Raw genomic sequence first — 18382 nt, forward strand, 5'->3', positions numbered from 1 at the left:
GTGTAGCCCGCAGGATAAATTAGCTGGCAGAATTGCCAGAAGAGGTGTCAGGCTTTTTAACGAAAAATTGACGAAAGAGTTCACGGCTTTTCAGTGGTTTACCACCCAAATACGGCTTCAGCGCCATACGGGTAAAACGCTTGGCTGCGCGCAGGGTCAGCGCATCGGGGAACTCCCGGTTGGCCAATGCCTTGAGGTCCCGCCCGGTGAAGCTGGTGTTATCGATAACCAGACTGGCAATAAAGCCTTTTTCTTCACGATAGCGGTACGTCATGGTGTCGCTCACTTCTTCCCCGCTGCCTGCACAATGCAGGAAATCGACCCCATAGCCGAGATGACTGAGCAAAGCCAGTTCGAACTGGCGCAGAGGCTGCTCAGGCGAACCGCTGGCACCAGCCAGATTCTGCAAACAGTTGAGGTAATCGAAAAACAGAGAAGAGTAGTTGGTCTCCTGCTCAAGCACACGAGAAACCAGCTCGTTGACGTAAAGGCCGCTGTAAAGCATCGAACCCGTTAGTGGTAATGCGAGGGAAACTGGCTCGGCGTTACGTAGGGTTTTCACTTCCCCTCGCCCGCTCCAGCGCACCAATAAAGGCGTAAAAGGCTGCAAGCAGCCTTTTAAATTTGACCGACGACCGCGCGCACCTTTTGCAAGAATGCGCACCCGCCCTTGTCCTTCAGTGAACAGATCCAGCATTAAACTGGTTTCACTGTAAGGTCGCCCATGCAAAACAAATGCGCGTTGCCAGCCTTCCATAGGCGCGGACCTTATAAGTCGTCTACATAACCCAGGCTGCGCAGTGCACGTTCGTCATCTGCCCAACCGGATTTAACCTTGACCCACAGCTCAAGATGGACTTTCGCTTCGAACATGTTTTCCATGTCCTGACGTGCTTCGATACCAATGGTTTTGATTTTCGAACCTTTGTTACCGATGACCATTTTCTTCTGGCCTTCACGTTCAACCAGAATCAAGCCATTGATGTCGTAGCCGCCGCGAGCGTTAGTCACGAAACGTTCGATTTCCACCGTCACCGAGTATGGCAGTTCTTCACCCAGGAAACGCATCAGTTTTTCACGGATGATTTCAGAGGCCATAAAACGCTGTGAACGGTCAGTGATGTAATCTTCAGGGAAATGATGAACAGCTTCTGGCAAGCGCTTACGAACAATGCTGGCGAGGGTATCAATGTTAATACCTTTCTCGGCAGACATTGGCACGATGTCGATGAAGTTCATCTGCTCGCTGAGGAACTGCAGGTGTGGCAACAGCTTCGATTTGTCAGTGACATTGTCGATTTTGTTAATCGCCAGCAGAACCGGGGCTTTACTGTCGCGCAGTTTATTGACGACCATTTCGTCGTCAGGCGTCCAGTGGGTGCCTTCAACCACGAAAATCACCAGCTCAACATCACCGATGGAGCTGCTGGCGGCGCGGTTCATCAGGCGGTTAATCGCCCGTTTTTCTTCAATATGTAACCCAGGGGTATCAACGTAGATAGCCTGATAAGGACCTTCTGTGTGGATGCCCATAATACGATGACGGGTTGTTTGTGGTTTCCGCGAAGTAATGGAGATCTTTTGCCCCAGTAATTCGTTCAGCAAGGTCGATTTGCCGACGTTTGGACGGCCCACGATGGCTACAAAACCACAATAATTTTTTTCTTCGCTCATTCAAGCTCCAGCTGTATCAGCGCTTGTTCCGCTGCCGCCTGCTCGGCTTTTCTGCGACTTGAACCGGTTCCTACAACCGGCTGGTTCAAGCCACTGACCTGGCAGTGGATAGTAAACTCCTGATCGTGCGCTTCACCGCGAACCTGCACAACCAGATAAGAAGGCAACGGCAGATGACGGCCCTGTAAAAACTCCTGTAAACGGGTTTTCGGGTCTTTCTGCTTATCACCGGGACTGATTTCGTCAAGACGACTGCGATACCATTCGAGAATCAGCCTTTCGACGTTTTGGATATCACTGTCCAGGAATACGCCGCCAATGAGCGCCTCCACCGTATCCGCAAGAATGGACTCGCGGCGGAAACCACCACTTTTCAATTCTCCCGGCCCTAAACGCAAACATTCGCCGAGATCAAATTCACGCGCCATTTCAGCCAATGTATTGCCACGCACCAGCGTCGCACGCATCCGGCTCATATCGCCTTCATCAACGCGGGGAAAGCGGTGATAAAGCGCATTGGCGATAACATAACTAAGGATTGAGTCACCCAGGAATTCTAACCGCTCGTTATGTTTGCTGCTGGCGCTGCGGTGAGTCAGTGCCTGCAATAAGAGCTCCTGCTGTTGAAAAGTGTAGCCCAGCTTTCGCTGTAGCCTATTTATTACGATGGGATTCATGAGTTACCAATAGATCAAGAATGCGTCAAAAACTTCAGCATACGGAACAGGCCTGCTTCGCCTAAAGCAAATCCAAAGCTGTTTCGTTTGCAGTGGCCCCCTCTGTTGTTCTTTCTTTCTAATAAAAGAGAACAAATCAGGGGAGCCAACTTTTATCGCTCGAAAGGGTATTCTACAACGTGTGGAAATATAATGCTGCGGAAATAGCCGGCATTAAATTAATGAATTCCACCGATACGGCTCAGGCGGACGCCCGTTGGCCACTCACCTTCCTGCTTTTTAAAACTCATCCAAATAGCGGATGCGCGGCCGACCAGATTTTTCTCCGGTACAAAGCCCCAATAACGGCTGTCAGCGCTGTTATCACGGTTGTCGCCCATCATGAAGTAATGGCCGGCCGGAACAACCCAGGTGCCCATAGGCTGACCCGGTTGCTGATAGTAAGCACCAAGCTGATCGCGTGCGCCGGGAACGGTCAGGATAGGATGCATCACGTTGCCCAGTGTTTCCTGACGTTCAAGCAAACGAATGCCATCTTGCGGCACGTTCGCCGAAGGGGGAATTTCAAAGAAGCCGCTGCTCGTTTCGCTGCCAGAAGACTGACCAAAAGTCTGCACGAAGTCACTCGCATGACCGGTACTGTAAGTTACCGCCAGCGCGGTACTGCAATTCTGACCACTGTTACAAGCTGGCTGAATAGTGACTTCCTTATTGAACGGATCATAAGTCACTCGGTCACCCGGCAAGCCGACTAAACGTTTGATGTAATCCAGACTTGGATCCAGCGGATATTTAAACACCACTACATCGCCGCGTTTAGGTTCACCGGTTGGAATAAGCTTGGTTTGCGTGATGGGGTCTTTCAGGCCGTAGGCATATTTCTCAACCACAATAAAATCGCCAACCAACAGCGTTGGCATCATAGAACCGGATGGGATCTGGAAGGGTTCGTAAATAAATGAACGCACCACGAAGACCACCAGCAATACCGGAAAAACAGAAGCACAAGTTTCCACCCAGCCTGGCTGTTTAGCCGCTTTGCTCAACGCTTTTTCATCCACTGTACCGGCAGTTTCAACTTTGAGTCTGGCAATTTTCGCCCGGCGAGCCGGAGCGAGCTTGAAACGATCAAGACACCAGATGATCCCGGACACCAGCGTTGCAACCGCCAGGATCAAGGCAAACATGTTAGCCATGCATACTCCTAAGACTTAATGAGAACTTATTTGCTGTCTTTACCAACATGAAGAATAGCCAGGAACGCTTCTTGTGGTAACTCAACGTTACCAACCTGTTTCATGCGTTTCTTACCATCTTTCTGTTTCTGCAGCAGTTTCTTCTTACGACTCACGTCGCCACCGTAACATTTCGCCAATACGTTTTTACGTAATTGCTTAACGGTTGCACGCGCGATGATATGGGCACCAATAGCTGCCTGAATCGCGATATCAAATTGCTGGCGCGGGATAAGTTCCTGCATCTTTTCAACCAACTGACGACCACGGAACTGAGAGTTACCGCGGTGCGTGATCAGCGCCAGCGCATCAACCCGCTCGCCGTTGATCAGAACATCAACACGCACCATGTCTGAAGTCTGGAAACGTTTAAAATTGTAGTCCAGCGAGGCGTAACCACGGGAGGTGGATTTCAGACGGTCAAAGAAGTCCAGCACCACTTCGGCCATTGGGATTTCATAGGTCAGCGCAACCTGGTTACCGTGGTAAACCATGTTAGTCTGCATGCCACGTTTCTCAATGCACAAGGTGATCACGCTGCCCAGATATTCCTGGGGCATCAGCATGTGACATTCAGCGATGGGCTCACGCAGCTCTTCGATGTTATTCAGCGCTGGCAGCTTAGACGGGCTATCAACGTAAATGGTCTCTTTACTGGTAGTTTCAACTTCATACACAACCGTCGGTGCGGTGGTGATCAGATCCAGATCGTATTCACGCTCCAGACGCTCCTGAATGATCTCCATGTGCAATAAGCCCAGGAAGCCACAGCGGAAGCCAAAGCCCAACGCAGTAGAGCTTTCTGGTTCATAGAACAGAGAAGCATCATTCAGGCTGAGTTTGCCGAGTGCATCTCGGAAGTTTTCGTAATCGTCAGAGCTGACCGGGAACAGGCCCGCATAAACCTGAGGTTTTACTTTCTTAAAACCAGGCAACGGTTTGTCCGCAGGATTACGGGACAAGGTCAGGGTATCGCCCACTGGCGCGCCCATAATTTCTTTGATAGCACAAACCAGCCAGCCAACTTCCCCGCAACCCAACACATCACGGTCGACGCGTTTTGGCGTGAAGATACCCAGACGATCTGCGTTGTATACCTGACCAGTACTCATCACTTTAATTTTGTCGCCCTTTCTCATGGTGCCGTTTTTAATACGGACCAAAGAAACCACGCCAAGGTAGTTATCGAACCATGAGTCGATGATCAGCGCCTGCAAAGGAGCTTCAGGATCACCTTCTGGCGGCGGAATATCGCGCACCAAACGTTCCAGAATGTCTGGCACACCCACGCCGGTTTTGGCAGAGCAGCGCACGGCGTCCGTGGCATCAATACCGACGATATCTTCGATTTCCTGTGCTACGCGATCGGGATCCGCCGCTGGCAGGTCAATCTTATTCAAGACCGGCACGACTTCGAGATTCATTTCCATCGCGGTGTAACAGTTCGCCAGCGTCTGGGCTTCTACGCCCTGCCCGGCATCAACCACCAGCAATGCGCCTTCACAAGCAGCGAGGGAGCGCGAAACTTCATAAGAGAAGTCGACATGGCCAGGGGTATCAATGAAGTTCAGGTGGTAAATCTCACCATCTTTTGCTTTGTAGTCCAGCGTCACGCTCTGGGCTTTGATGGTAATACCACGCTCACGCTCTAGGTCCATGGAGTCAAGAACCTGGGCTTCCATTTCACGATCGGACAAGCCACCGCAGATTTGAATAATACGGTCGGACAGCGTCGACTTACCGTGGTCAATGTGGGCGATGATGGAAAAGTTTCTTATGTTCTTCATTATAAAGATTTTCTACCTTGGTATTTCTGAATCATTCGCCATAACAACACAGCGACGGTTTGTAGGTTGGCTGTCTTTCGCCTGAGTCGCAGCATTCTACATGTGAGGGCCGTGAAAACCTAGTCTCCCCGCCACCTAACTGAGGATTATGCCTATCTTCTCGTTACACCCTGCAGCAGCAAATGCAATAAGTTGTAAGCAAGTCTGCATCATTGAAATCCCCCGCCGATGCCAGAACCGATGAGTCGCTGGATTTTAGGAAAATGCTCATTTACTCAACAACAAAAAAAGCTTTAAATGACTGTTATAAAAGCATTTATCTTCAGTCCATTTCAGTTCCTTTGATTCCCTGTTTTGTCTTACTTTTCTCAATCCGGTCACAAGGTTAGCATCATGATCAATGAAGGACGGCTGCTCAGTCAGCATGGCTTTGCCAGAGCCAACTCGTGGATCACTATGGTATTTGCCACGCTGTTAATCGTGGGAGGGGCAGTACAGTTCGTTTTCCTTCTTGCTTTTGGAAGAACGGGAAGCGGCGGCCTGCACATTATTACGACATCGGCTATTTTCAGCATCGGCTTAGGCACCCTTTTATTTTTTATCAGGCACTACATCAAACCTAAACAAATTTACCAATTACACGAAAATGGAATATCGGTGATTAATGAAAGGGATCAAAAACATCGTTTTGTCCCTTTTGACACAATAACCGAGATATACCGTTACAGAACTGGTAAATATAGCCGGAAAATATTAAATACGATGGTGTTTCGTGAAGGAAAGGATAAATCCTGGCACAAGATAACCCCGAACATCACGCATTCCGAAAGACTGATTGAAGTGATAAAGAATGAACAATTGATGTCACGTGGCCCACAGTCGCTGACTATTCTGGCTAACGATGGCAGTGTTTCCTTCACTTATCTGGCTGAATCAAAGTATAAATTTCAGCACATCTTCAGTCGTAACCTGCTGATGCTAAATGAGAAAAAACTAAGACTTAGTGCAAGACTTATTACATCAGATGATGGGCTTTGCGTACAGGTCGAGGATATACACTATATTAGCGGGGGTTGTAACAGTCAGAGGGTTCGTCTACTCGATGCTCACGGGCGGATTCTTTTTTCCATACTTTATACATCACTGTTCAGCGCCGATCTTTTCATCGCACTTATTGAACATATGATTCAAAACAGGATTCCGATCAGGGATTAGAATGACCACGCAATCGATCATCAGGAAGGAAGCTGAGTATTTTTGGGTTGAAATCGAAAGGCATCAGGGGGTAAACCGATTTGTAATATAACCGGCTGATACCCCGCCTGATCTTCCAGCTTCGACGCGAGCGCGCGCGCAATAACAAAACCCACTGCGCCCCCGGTAACCGCCCCAATCACTGAGTAGAGATCTCCCTGCGTCAACCATTGCAGTAACCCTCCCCCAAAAATAACGCCCAGCAACGGGGTCATATACACGAGAAAGGCGGAACGAAGTAAGCTGCCTTCCGTAATGCCAAGTTCAACTTTTTGACCAGGCTGAAGAGGCTCGGCAATATTGACCTGAAGATTATGTTCAGTCTGTGGACCAAGCTCGTTGAGAACCCGTGCTCCGCAGCCAGATCGCGAATGGCAGCTGCTGCAACCTGCTTGCGTTTCACAACGCAACGTAGCAATACCGTCCTGCCACGAAATCACAGTGGCCCATTCTTTCATCATGTTAATAACCTGACCTTTTATTGCGCAGCAAACACAATGCTGTCAGCAATTCTCTTGGCAGTTGCAGGGGGTAACTCACCTACAACGGTAATTTCATTGGCGTCACGGATCTCTGTTTGCACTGTACGACGTCCCTGCCTGACCAACTGTTCAGCAGGCGCACTGGTTGTCGTATTCACGTTGACCGAGAAACTAAAAAGCCCGTCGGAGTAAAGACGTGATTCTATCGCGACCGGCATATTTGGCAAGTTTCTGCGGCTGCTAGCGACTTCAGTCACGCCATCCGGTAACCATTTGGGCTGCCAGGAAAACTGAGCTTTGTCACCGGCTGGCACAGCAAGCACTGGCGGCAGTGTCGCTTTCTCTAACGTCGTGAGTGATTCTTTAACCGCTGCATCAGCAACAAAAGAGATGATCCTGAATTGTTCCAGCGTCTCACCATCGCGGTCAAGGAGATCAACGCGCAACGGCAGCCTGGTGGTTTCATCAATCCAGATCACGTAACTAAACCGGGTACCATCACGAGAGACAACACGAATAACCTGGCTAAGACGGTCAACCGCACGTGCCCTGCCCACCGGGATGAAATCATAATATTTTGTCAAACGACTGAAATCACTGAAAACAATCGCAGGCAAAGAATCAACAATGTGGTCACCATCAAGCGTGAAAGGCTGTAAGCCAGTTTCAAAATAGCTGATGTCTTTACCACGTTGAACGATTTCACGTCGGGGTCCGTCCATGAGGACTAACTGCGCGAGAGGCAAATTATTGGAGATAGCATGACGATAGCGATAGGAATCAATCCCTTGCTTAGTAATGCTAATAAATGAAATTTCATAATTTAATGACTGGCTCGCCTTACTCATTCCCTGCAATAACGCCTCGGGCGTTGGTACTGCCGAGGCGATTGCTGGAATATGCAGGCTGCCGGTCATTAAACAGACGGCAAACCAAAATTGCTTCATTACTGCGTTTGCATTCCTAAAGACTGAGTTCCGGGTACCTGAACGCCGGCCTGTTGTGGCGTGGCCGATTCCAACTGGAGCTGATCAGAGTGCAATCTGCGCTGCAGTTCGTAATCCTGCAACATGGCATTAACGCGTTTGCGTTGTTCCTGCACATTCTGCTGTCCACTGATCGACGTACTGTCGCTGTTAGGCACACCAAAACTTACCGGCGACGCTTTACCCATCATCGGCAACGTATTGAACGCTGGCGTTTCAGGTGAAGCACCTGATGCATCTGGCTGGTTGTAATATTGCACACCGACGATCACTGCCAGTGAAACACAAGCCGCAACACCAACCTGAGTCAGTTGGCTTGCCCATGGGCGCACTTTATGCCAGAACGGCATTTTTTGCCAGGTATGGGGCTGTGGCTGTGATTCTGGAACAGCGCCAGGAACCAAACGGGCAGGCTCATTAGCTAACGCAGCGGCTACACGATCTGCGATATCCAGATGCACAACATTTCCCATATCACCGCGCATACTATCGCGGATCAAGTGATAACTCTGCCAGCTTTGTTGAAGTGTTTTATCTTCCGACAGCGAACTCAGCAGTTCGGAATCTAAGACTTCACCATCCATTAGAGCGGAAAGCTTTTCTTTCTGCATGCCTAAGTACCCTTCCTGTGTCCGCCATCGTTAACGCTGAATCAGCGGTTGAACTTTATTATCAATAGCTTCCCGGGCGCGGAAAATACGCGATCTCACCGTGCCCACGGGGCAATCCATGATGGCGGCTATCTCTTCATAGCTCAAGCCATCTAACTCCCTCAAGGTGATCGCCATACGGAGATCTTCAGGAAGTGCTTCAATCGTGCGGAAAACTATTTGCCGCAACTCTTCTGACAACATCAAATTCTCAGGGTTCGAAATTTCTTTCAATGCGCCGCCACTTTCGAAGTTTTCGGCATCACTGGCATCCACATCACTGGCCGGTGGGCGCCGTCCCTGAGCAACTAAATAATTTTTCGCTGTGTTGACCGCGATACGGTACAACCACGTGTAAAAAGCGCTGTCGCCACGGAATGAATCCAGTGCGCGATAGGCTTTAATGAATGATTCCTGAACCACATCAGGCACATCGCCCTGCGGTACGTAGCGGGAAACCAGGCTCGCTACCTTATGCTGGTAACGAATAACCAGTAAATTGAACGATTTTTGATCACCCTTCTGGACCCGCTCAACCAGAATCTGATCGGCTAACTGCTCGCTCATCCGAGGTAAAATCTCCCCAAAACCATCTCCGCGCATAAAGTCGTACTGCCAGCTGCCATCATTATATTCCTGAGCAAGTACTGCTTGGAGTTCACATGGAACGTTAAGTTCCACATCGCCATTGTTTTTTCTATTGAAGTCTCAAGTCCGTGGCTTTTGCCAGGGCGTTTAGGCTAACATGAATTTCCCTCTTCTTCTGCAAACATCATACGTTATGCAACCTTCATCTGAATTTGTCAGCGATGTATTGATTATCGGGAGTGGCGCTGCCGGCCTGTCTTTGGCTTTACGACTCGCAGACCACTGTAGCGTTACTGTACTCAGCAAAGGACCCTTAAACGAAGGCTCAACCTTTTATGCTCAGGGCGGCATTGCCGCTGTGTTTGATGAGAAAGACAGCATTGCCTCTCACGTCGACGACACACTTATCGCAGGCGCAGGGTTGTGTGATAAAGATGCCGTCGAGTTCATCGCCGGTAATGCGCGCCACTGTGTACAGTGGTTGATTGACCAGGGTGTGTTGTTTGATACCGAAACGAACGCAAGCTCTGAGGAGCGTTATCACCTGACTCGCGAAGGCGGTCACAGTCACCGGCGCATACTGCATGCTGCTGATGCTACTGGTAAAGAAGTAGAGACCACCCTGGTAGGGAAAGCAAGATCACACCCCAATATTTGCGTTAAAGAACGCTATAACGCGGTTGACCTGATCACATCCAGCAAGATTGGTTTGGCAGGAACGCAGCGCGTGGTGGGTGCGTATGTCTGGAACCGACAAAAGGAACTCGTGGAAACCCTGCGAGCAAAAGCGGTGATTCTCGCTACCGGCGGCGCAGCAAAAGTATACCAGTACACGACTAACCCCGACATTTCTTCAGGTGATGGCATTGCGATGGCCTGGCGTGCGGGTTGCCGTGTCGCTAATCTGGAATTCAATCAATTCCATCCCACCTGTTTATACCATCCACAAGCCCGAAATTTTCTGCTGACCGAAGCCCTGCGTGGCGAAGGTGCCTTCCTCAAACGCCCCGATGGCAGCCGTTTTATGCCCGATTTCGATCCGCGCGGCGAACTGGCTCCCCGTGATGTAGTAGCTCGGGCCATCGACCATGAAATGAAGCGGCTTGGCGCAGACTGTATGTACCTTGATATCAGCCATCGCCCACCCGAATTCATCATGCAACATTTCCCGATGATTTATGAAAAGCTAATGTCGCTGGGGATTGACCTCACGAAAGAAGCTATTCCTATCGTCCCAGCCGCGCACTACACCTGTGGCGGCGTCATGGTAGACCAGCATGGCCGCACCGACCTGGATGGTCTCTATGCCATTGGGGAAGTGAGCTATACCGGTTTACATGGTGCTAACCGCCTGGCGTCAAACTCGCTGCTGGAATGTCTGGTGTATGGCTGGTCAGCCGCCGAGGACATTATCAAGCGCCTGCCACACGCCAAGCTGGCGAAGAATTTGCCACTATGGGATGAAAGCCGTGTCGACAACTCTGACGAACAGGTAGTCATTCAGCATAACTGGCATGAACTGCGTCTATTTATGTGGGACTACGTAGGCATTGTTCGCACGACTAAGCGCCTTGAGCGCGCCTTGCGCCGTATCACGACCCTGCAACAGGAGATTGATGAGTATTATGCCAATTTCCGCATTTCCAATAACTTACTGGAATTACGTAATCTGGTTCAGGTAGCGGAATTAATTGTGCGTAGTGCTATGGCGCGTAAAGAAAGCCGTGGATTGCACTTCACGCTCGATTATCCTGATCAGTTGGAAAACCCGCAGCCAACCATACTCCAGCCATAAGCACGACACTAAAACAGTGCGAGGGACCGCACCGTTTTTCAGCCTACGATTTAATAATTCAAATAAAAATCTGCGATCAGCGCGCGAAATGCCGGGCTGTAGACCCCTTCTCTTTCGCGTAAATCCAGCTCATGGGAATCGGCTTCGGCGGGCTGACGTGATAACGCCAACAGCAAACGGTTCAGCACCTTACCCGGGCGATCGCGAACGGCCAGGCGACGGACCGTGAACCACCCTTGCTGATGCGCGTTGCTTTCCAGCGCAAGACCCAGCTCATAAGGCAGCACAACGCAAAATACCCCCCGAGACATCAGTAACTTTTCGGCACACTTCAACAGCGCGGAGTGAGTCAGCGTTTGGGTATAACGCGCTGTGTTACGCGCTTCATCGCGACAGGCAACGGCAGATTCAAAATAAGGAGGATTACTGACGATTAAATCGTATTGGGCCGGGTGCGTTTGTGCGACGACATTGATATCCTGCGCAAAGACATTCAGGCGTTTAGCCCAGGGCGAGGCCTCAAAATTTTGTTTAGCCTGCTCCGCAGCGGGAAGATCCAGCTCAGCGGCGTCAATCATTACGGACGAGGGTGTGCGCTGTGCCAGCATTAGGGCAATCAGGCCACTGCCGGAACCAATATCCAGAATGCACGATGCCTGCTCAACCGAGGCCCAGGCTCCCAACAACACACCGTCAGTGCCCACTTTCATGGCACAGCGATCATGGGCGACAAAAAACTGCTTAAAAGTAAAACCATTACGCCGCAAAGGCTGACTGACACTGACTTCGTTCACCACATTATTCACCGTTATAACCATCAGCGAGACGGTCTAATATCCAAAACTGTCGTAGCATAGGGCAAACATCCGCCAAGGAAAAGCTGCGCTATCCGCTTAAATAGGTGAAGATCGCGTCTAACACGTCTATAATCGGCGCCCCAAGTAGAGGTAGACCATGACTGTAACCAATTTTTCCGAACTCGAACTCGATGAACGCCTGCTAGACGCCCTGGGCGAAAAAGGCTATACCCGTCCCACTGTCATTCAGGCAGAGGCAATTCCGCCTGCAATGGACGGACGCGATGTGTTGGGTTCGGCTCCTACCGGCACCGGCAAAACAGCGGCATTCTTGTTGCCTGCATTGCAACATTTGCTGGATTTCCCGCGTAAGAAATCTGGTCCGCCACGTATTCTGATCCTCACGCCAACCCGTGAGTTAGCCATGCAAGTTGCCGACCAGGCTCGCGAACTGGCTAAGCACACTGATCTGGATATCGCCACGATAACAGGCGGTGTGGCATACATGAACCATGCCGAAGTATTCAGTGAGAATCAGGACATCGTCGTTGCAACGACCGGTCGTTTGCTGCAATACATCAAAGAAGAAAACTTCGATTGCCGCGCGATTGAAACACTGATCCTCGACGAAGCCGACCGCATGCTGGACATGGGTTTTGCTCAGGATATCGAAACCATTTCTGCCGAAGCCCGCTGGCGCAAACAGACGTTGCTGTTCTCCGCAACGCTGGAAGGCGAGGCAATCCGTGAATTCGCCGAGCGCATTCTTAAAGAGCCGGTAGAAATCGAAGCCGACCCTTCGCGCCGTGAACGCAAAAAAATTCTGCAGTGGTACTACCGCGTCGATGATGTTGCGCACAAGACCCAGATGTTAATCCATTTGCTCAAGCAAGAAGATGTCACCAAATCGGTGATCTTCGTGCGTAAACGTGAACGTGTGCATGAACTGGTTGCCTGGCTGCGTGAAGCAGGGATCAACTCCTGTTACCTCGAAGGCGAAATGGTGCAGGTTAAGCGTACAGAAGCCGTGAAGCGTATGGTTGAAGACCGCGTTAACGTCCTGGTTGCTACCGATATCGCCGCGCGCGGACTGGATATCAATGATATCAGCCATGTATTTAACTTCGACCTGCCGCTGACTGCTGATACTTACCTGCACCGCATCGGCCGTACGGGCCGTATGGGCCGCAAAGGCACAGCGATTTCGTTTGTTGAAGCGCACGACCACCTGTTGCTGGGTAAAATCGGCCGTTACCTCAATGAACCGTTAAAGCCACGTGTCATTGATGAACTGCGTCCGAAAACCAAAGCGCCAAGCGAGAAGACTACCGGCAAGCCATCCAAGAAAGTATTGGCGAAGCGGAAAGAGAAGCAGAAAGAAGCTCAGGTGAAGTCTAAGGTGAAAGTAAAAGTTCGTCACCGTGACAGTAAAAACGTCGGCAAACGTCGCGTTAAAGCCGAAACTGAAACCAAAGATTCCTCTAAATAATCTGCTGATTTCACTCATAAAAAAACCGCCTTTCGGCGGTTTTTTTATTGCATCACAGACTGTATTTCGTCCGAAGCTTTTACAGGCTTTCGGTGAAAGTACGGGTGATGACATCACGTTGCTGTTCAGGCGTCAGTGAGTTGAAACGCACTGCATAGCCGGATACGCGAATAGTCAGCTGCGGGTATTTTTCCGGGTGCTTAACTGCATCTTCCAGAGTCTCACGACGCATCACGTTAACGTTCAGGTGCTGACCACCTTCAACGCGAACGGTCGGCTGAAACTCCATCGGTACTTCGCGATATTCGATCTGACCCAGATCACTCACTGCGACGATTTGATCTTCTTCATAACCGGCTTTGGCACAAACGCAACGTGCTTCTGCTTTCTCATCATCAAGAAGCCAGAAAGAGTTTTTCAGCGCTTCATTGTTTGCTTTGGTAATTTGGATTCCGGTGATCATGTGTTGCCTCCGTTAATGGCTACGAAACTAAGATTGTTAACATGACTGCCGTGCAAAACTGACGCCAGTCTTCTGTTCCTGATATCAGGTATAACAGTTGAAGACCCCGCATTCTTTGATAAATATCAACTTTAAACTTGTGGGTATTTATACCCGATGGCAAATTAATGTTTTATATCAATTTTTACTCGTCAGTAATTTCAATTTAATTTGAAAAATATCAATTAATTTTGCAATCACAGAGTCTGTGCAAGCCTTCTGCGCAATCATCGCACCGCATGGTTTCCCTGCTATGCACATGCAGGTAAGCTAACGCGATTGAAATCATAGAGAAAAGGAGCGCGTTAATGTCTACGACTCTCACATGGCATGACGTCATTGGTGCCGAAAAAGAACAACCCTACTTCGTTGACACCCTGAAGTACGTCGCCAGCGAACGCGCTGCCGGCAAAATTATTTATCCGCCTCAGGCGGATGTATTCAGTGCCTTTCGCTCAACGGAACTCTCAGACGTCAAAGTAGTGATCCTCGGCCAGGACCCCTACCACGGTCCAAATCAGGCGCACGGCCTCTCGTTCTCCGTCCGTCCAGGCATTCCAGCACCGCCTTCACTGGTCAATATCTACAAAGAACTGGTGACAGATATCCCAGGCTTCGAACGCCCCGCGCACGGCTACCTGCAGAGCTGGGCCGATCAGGGTGTATTATTGCTCAATACAGTATTAACCGTTGAGGGCGGTCAGGCCCATTCCCATGCAAAACTAGGCTGGGAAACCTTCACTGATAAAGTTATCGCCGCGCTCAACCAACATCGTGAGGGCATCATTTTCCTGCTATGGGGCTCCCACGCACAGAAAAAAGGCAACTTTATTGATGCACAACGTCATCATATTCTGAAAGCACCGCATCCTTCACCGCTGTCAGCACACCGCGGTTTCTTGGGGTGCAAACACTTCTCCGCAACCAATGCATTGCTGGAAAAGCAAGGTCTGGCCCCCATCAATTGGACGCCAATCCTGCCCGCTTAAAACAGAAAAGGCATCCCGCAGGATGCCTTTTTATCGGATCACAACGGGATCATGCCTTAGCTTTAGACACCGCCACCATGGCAGGACGAAGCAAGCGACCGTTCAGCGTGTAACCTTTTTGCATCACCATGATCACGTGGTTCGGCTCAAGATCCTCCGATTCCATCAGCGTCATAGCCTGATGCAATTCAGGATTGAATGGAACGTGAACATCACTCACCACTTCCATACCAAACTTACGTACTGCATCGAGCAGTGATTTCAGCGTTAATTCCACACCTTCAATCAAACCAACCAGTTCAGCATTGGACTTGTCAGCCAGGTCCAGCGCGCGTTCCAGATTGTCGATCACTGGCAGCAATTCGCTGGAGAATTTTTCCAGCGCGAATTTATGCGCTTTCTCGATATCCATCTCAGTACGGCGACGGATATTCTCCACTTCCGCTTTGGCACGCAACAGACTATCGCGTTCGCGTTGCTGAGCCTCTTTCAGCTGGGCTTCAAGTTCTGCAATACGCTCGTCGCGCGGGTCAACGACGTCTGCCGCCTCAGTTTCCGCTTCCGTATGCAGCGCTTGTCCCTGATTTAACTCATCTGAGACTTGCTCGTTGGGCGTCTTATGTTCTTTACTACTCATGAATATCTCCGCGTTTTAGCATTAATCTTGCTACTTGGCTTATTATGGGGATCAAAACTGCCGTTTCAAGGTTTGCTTTCAAAGGTTCGGACATAATGTAGGCGTCGCAAAGCCCTACTGAGGATAACCACCGCGATGAATAAAAAATTTGAGTGCATAGGCATTGTCGGCCACCCGCGTCATCCTTCTGCGCTCGCTACCCATGAAATGCTTTATCACTGGTTAATCTCAAAAGGTTATGAGGTTGTGGTTGAACAGCAGGTCGCACAAGATCTTAAGCTTGAAGGCGCGCAAACCGGCAGTCTGGCAGATATCGGTAAAAAGGCCGATCTGGCCGTAGTGGTCGGTGGCGATGGCAATATGCTTGGTGCCGCGCGCGTTCTGGCACGTTATGACATCAAAGTTATCGGCATTAACCGTGGGAATCTCGGCTTTCTGACCGATCTCGACCCAGACAACGCCCTACAGCAGCTGGATGATGTTCTTAAAGGAGAATATCTCAGCGAGCAACGTTTTCTTCTGGAAGCAACGGTGCGTTGCGAAGATCGCCAATGCCGGGTAAGTACTGCCATTAACGAAGTGGTCCTGCACCCTGGTAAAGTCGCACATATGATTGAATTTGAAGTCTATATAGACGAAAAATTCGCCTTTTCCCAGCGTTCAGATGGGTTGATCATATCTACCCCTACAGGTTCCACAGCCTACTCATTATCTGGCGGTGGCCCGATCCTGACCCCCACGCTGGATGCCATCGCGCTGGTACCGATGTTCCCGCATACTCTTTCAGCCCGCCCGCTGGTCATTAACAGCAGCAGCACTATTTGCCTGAAGTTTTCCCACATCAGCAGCGATCTGGAAATCAGTTGTGACAGCCAGATAGCGCTACCGATTCAGCAGGGTGAGGAAGTGGTGATCAGGCGCAGTGAGTACCATCTCAATCTTATTCATCCTAAAGATTACAGCTATTTTAATACTTTAAGCACTAAGCTGGGATGGTCGAAAAAATTGTTCTGATGGAATAGCTCTCGCAGAATATTAAAAAATAGTGCGCCGAAGACTTTACTGTATATAAAACCAGTTTATACTGTATGTAATTACAGGTCTGTTGTTATGTACAGGAAGGTGATCATGCTGGCGCAATTAACTATCAGTAACTTTGCCATTGTTCGTGAGTTAGACATCGATTTTCACCGTGGTATGACGGCAATCACCGGCGAAACCGGCGCGGGTAAGTCCATTGCGATTGACGCACTGGGTTTGTGCCTAGGTAACCGTGCAGATGGCAACACAGTACGTCTGGGCGCCACGCGTGCCGATATCTGTGCGCGCTTTACGCTGGTAGACACGCCTTCCGCAAAACAATGGCTGGCTGACAATCAACTGGATGAAGGTAATGACTGCTTGCTCCGCCGGACAATCAGCGCTGATGGCCGCTCGCGTGGTTTTATTAACGGCACGCCGGTACCGCTCTCCCAATTGCGGGAAGTCGGTCAGCACTTAATCCAAATCCACGGTCAGCATGCTCACCAGCTTTTGCTCAAACCAGAACATCAAAAGCAACTACTCGATGCCTATGCTGATCAGCCCGTGCTGCTGTCACAAATGCGACAGGCCTATCAGAATTGGCATTACAGCTGTCGCCAACTGGCGCAATATCAGCAACAGGTGACTGAGCGCGAAGCACGCCGTCAATTGCTGCAATACCAGCTAAAAGAGCTCAATGAATTCTCTCCACAGGCTGGCGAGTACGAACAGATCGATGAAGAGTACAAACGCCTGGCTAACAGTGGGCAACTGTTATCATTAAGCCAGAGTGCGCTCTACCTACTCGCTGACAGCGATGATCAAAATATTGTCAGCCTGCTCTATACCGCAAAAAACCAACTGGCCGAACTGGCCGAACTTGACAGCAAAATTAACGATCTGATCACCATGCTTGATGATGCATCGATTCAAATCAGCGAAGCGAGCGATGAACTGCGCCATTACAGCGAGCGTCTTGAGATGGACCCAAATCGTCTATTCGAGTTGGAGCAGCGGCTCTCACGCCAGCTAAGCCTGGCGAAAAAACACCATGTCAGTGCAGAAGATCTGCCGGAATTACATCGTCAGTTGCTTGAAGAGCAGCAGGTACTGGATGATCACGACATCAATCAGGCTGAACTGAGCGAAACGGTCAATCTACACTATCTTCAGGCACTCAAGATTGCCGAAGAACTCCATGAGAAACGACAGTTCTTTGCTGATGAACTTACACGACTTATTACCGACAGTATGCAGGCGCTCTCCATGCCACACGGTAAATTCAAAATTCAGGTTCAGTTTGTCCCTGAACACCTGAGTCAGGAAGGCGCTGACCGTCTGGAGTTCCAGGTGACCACTAACCCCGGACAACCGTTGCAGGCATTGGCTAAAGTGGCCTCAGGCGGCGAGCTTTCTCGTATTGCTCTGGCGATCCAGGTTATCACCGCGCAGAAAATGGAAACCCCGGCGCTTATTTTTGATGAGGTGGACGTAGGTATCAGCGGTCCTACAGCTGCCATTGTCGGCAAACTGCTACGCCAGTTAGGCGAATCAACTCAGGTTATGTGCGTAACGCATTTACCTCAGGTTGCTGGCTGTGGTCATCAACATTATTTTGTCAGCAAAGAGACCGATGGCGAAGTAACAGAAACACAGATCAACCGGCTCGATAAAAAGGCCAGATTGCAGGAACTGGCCCGTCTGCTGGGGGGTAGCGAAGTGACGCGTAATACGTTGGCGAACGCAAAAGAACTGCTGGCAGCGTGAAAAGCTCAACTTTTTTACATTTATGCGGTCATACAGGTGCCCCGCAAAGG

Annotated in this window: 18 protein-coding genes; 6 read left to right on the forward strand and 12 right to left on the reverse strand. The window is 50.0% G+C overall.

The genetic code is table 11. The annotated features are described in order from the left end of the window. Nucleotides 1-19: 19 nt before the first annotated feature. The 5 genes from recO to lepA form a co-directional block, all read right to left on the reverse strand. The gene (gene recO, locus EAH77_RS05330; protein ID WP_140470758.1) at nucleotides 20-757 is read right to left on the reverse strand and encodes a DNA repair protein RecO; all 738 of its coding nucleotides are present in this window, start codon (nucleotides 755-757) and stop codon (nucleotides 20-22) included. Between the two features lie 11 nt (nucleotides 758-768). Continuing rightward, nucleotides 769-1674: a GTPase Era gene (era, locus tag EAH77_RS05335; RefSeq protein WP_140470759.1), complete on the reverse strand. Its 906-nt coding sequence runs from the start codon at nucleotides 1672-1674 to the stop codon at nucleotides 769-771. After that, nucleotides 1671-2351, reverse strand: coding sequence for a ribonuclease III (gene rnc, locus EAH77_RS05340; RefSeq protein ID WP_140470760.1), 681 nt, complete (start codon nucleotides 2349-2351; stop codon nucleotides 1671-1673). The genes era and rnc overlap by 4 nt, the downstream gene beginning before the upstream one ends. 218 nt (nucleotides 2352-2569) lie before the next feature. Then, entirely contained in the window at nucleotides 2570-3547 is a 978-nt protein-coding gene (lepB, locus tag EAH77_RS05345) for a signal peptidase I (protein WP_140470761.1), read from the reverse strand. A 26-nt stretch (nucleotides 3548-3573) separates the two neighbouring features. Next, the gene (gene lepA, locus EAH77_RS05350; protein ID WP_140470762.1) at nucleotides 3574-5373 is read right to left on the reverse strand and encodes a translation elongation factor 4; all 1800 of its coding nucleotides are present in this window, start codon (nucleotides 5371-5373) and stop codon (nucleotides 3574-3576) included. A 393-nt stretch (nucleotides 5374-5766) separates the two neighbouring features. Between lepA and EAH77_RS05355 the strand changes: the two genes are divergently transcribed. After that, nucleotides 5767-6588, forward strand: coding sequence for a DUF308 domain-containing protein (locus tag EAH77_RS05355; RefSeq protein WP_140470763.1), 822 nt, complete (start codon nucleotides 5767-5769; stop codon nucleotides 6586-6588). 20 nt (nucleotides 6589-6608) lie between these two features. On the opposite strand, the gene rseC is transcribed toward EAH77_RS05355, so the two are convergent. From rseC to rpoE, 4 genes are read right to left on the reverse strand one after another with little or no spacing between them, the layout of a single operon-like run. Then, nucleotides 6609-7088, reverse strand: coding sequence for a SoxR-reducing system protein RseC (gene rseC, locus EAH77_RS05360; RefSeq protein WP_140470764.1), 480 nt, complete (start codon nucleotides 7086-7088; stop codon nucleotides 6609-6611). A gap of 17 nt (nucleotides 7089-7105) precedes the next feature. After that, nucleotides 7106-8056, reverse strand: a complete 951-nt coding sequence (gene rseB, locus EAH77_RS05365; RefSeq protein ID WP_140470765.1) for a sigma-E factor regulatory protein RseB — start codon at nucleotides 8054-8056, stop codon at nucleotides 7106-7108. Continuing rightward, nucleotides 8056-8706, reverse strand: a complete 651-nt coding sequence (gene rseA, locus EAH77_RS05370) for an anti-sigma-E factor RseA (RefSeq protein WP_140470766.1) — start codon at nucleotides 8704-8706, stop codon at nucleotides 8056-8058. The genes rseB and rseA overlap by 1 nt, the downstream gene beginning before the upstream one ends. A gap of 30 nt (nucleotides 8707-8736) precedes the next feature. Beyond that, nucleotides 8737-9312 (reverse strand): RNA polymerase sigma factor RpoE, encoded by a 576-nt coding sequence (gene rpoE, locus EAH77_RS05375; RefSeq protein ID WP_140470879.1) that lies wholly within the window; start codon nucleotides 9310-9312, stop codon nucleotides 8737-8739. A gap of 214 nt (nucleotides 9313-9526) precedes the next feature. Here rpoE and nadB point away from each other — a divergent pair, with 214 nt between their 5' ends. Further along, entirely contained in the window at nucleotides 9527-11128 is a 1602-nt protein-coding gene (nadB, locus tag EAH77_RS05380) for an L-aspartate oxidase (protein ID WP_194150478.1), read from the forward strand. Nucleotides 11129-11178: 50 nt separating this feature from the next. Here nadB and trmN read toward each other — a convergent pair whose 3' ends face one another. Then, on the reverse strand, nucleotides 11179-11922 hold the full coding sequence (gene trmN, locus EAH77_RS05385) for a tRNA(1)(Val) (adenine(37)-N(6))-methyltransferase TrmN (protein ID WP_431306745.1): 744 nt from the start codon (nucleotides 11920-11922) through the stop codon (nucleotides 11179-11181). A gap of 160 nt (nucleotides 11923-12082) precedes the next feature. Between trmN and srmB the strand changes: the two genes are divergently transcribed. Next, nucleotides 12083-13414: an ATP-dependent RNA helicase SrmB gene (srmB, locus tag EAH77_RS05390; RefSeq protein ID WP_140470769.1), complete on the forward strand. Its 1332-nt coding sequence runs from the start codon at nucleotides 12083-12085 to the stop codon at nucleotides 13412-13414. A gap of 79 nt (nucleotides 13415-13493) precedes the next feature. Here srmB and grcA read toward each other — a convergent pair whose 3' ends face one another. Next, complete coding sequence (grcA, locus tag EAH77_RS05395) at nucleotides 13494-13877, reverse strand: autonomous glycyl radical cofactor GrcA (RefSeq protein ID WP_140470770.1); 384 nt, start codon at nucleotides 13875-13877, stop codon at nucleotides 13494-13496. Nucleotides 13878-14224: 347 nt separating this feature from the next. Between grcA and ung the strand changes: the two genes are divergently transcribed. Beyond that, nucleotides 14225-14905 carry a uracil-DNA glycosylase gene (ung, locus tag EAH77_RS05400; RefSeq protein WP_140470771.1) on the forward strand — a complete coding sequence of 227 codons (681 nt, stop codon included), beginning with the start codon at nucleotides 14225-14227 and terminating at the stop codon, nucleotides 14903-14905. A gap of 49 nt (nucleotides 14906-14954) precedes the next feature. Here ung and grpE read toward each other — a convergent pair whose 3' ends face one another. Further along, a complete protein-coding gene (gene grpE, locus EAH77_RS05405) occupies nucleotides 14955-15542 on the reverse strand; it encodes a nucleotide exchange factor GrpE (RefSeq protein ID WP_140470772.1) in 588 nt (195 codons plus the stop codon). Between the two features lie 135 nt (nucleotides 15543-15677). On the opposite strand from grpE, the gene nadK reads away from it, so the two are divergent. Next, nucleotides 15678-16556, forward strand: coding sequence for an NAD(+) kinase (nadK, locus tag EAH77_RS05410; RefSeq protein WP_140470773.1), 879 nt, complete (start codon nucleotides 15678-15680; stop codon nucleotides 16554-16556). 114 nt (nucleotides 16557-16670) lie between these two features. Beyond that, entirely contained in the window at nucleotides 16671-18332 is a 1662-nt protein-coding gene (gene recN / locus EAH77_RS05415) for a DNA repair protein RecN (RefSeq protein WP_161985769.1), read from the forward strand. Nucleotides 18333-18382 lie beyond the last annotated feature (50 nt).

It is taken from the genome of Ewingella americana (assembly GCF_006438725.1).
Taxonomy (GTDB): domain Bacteria; phylum Pseudomonadota; class Gammaproteobacteria; order Enterobacterales; family Enterobacteriaceae; genus Ewingella; species Ewingella americana_A.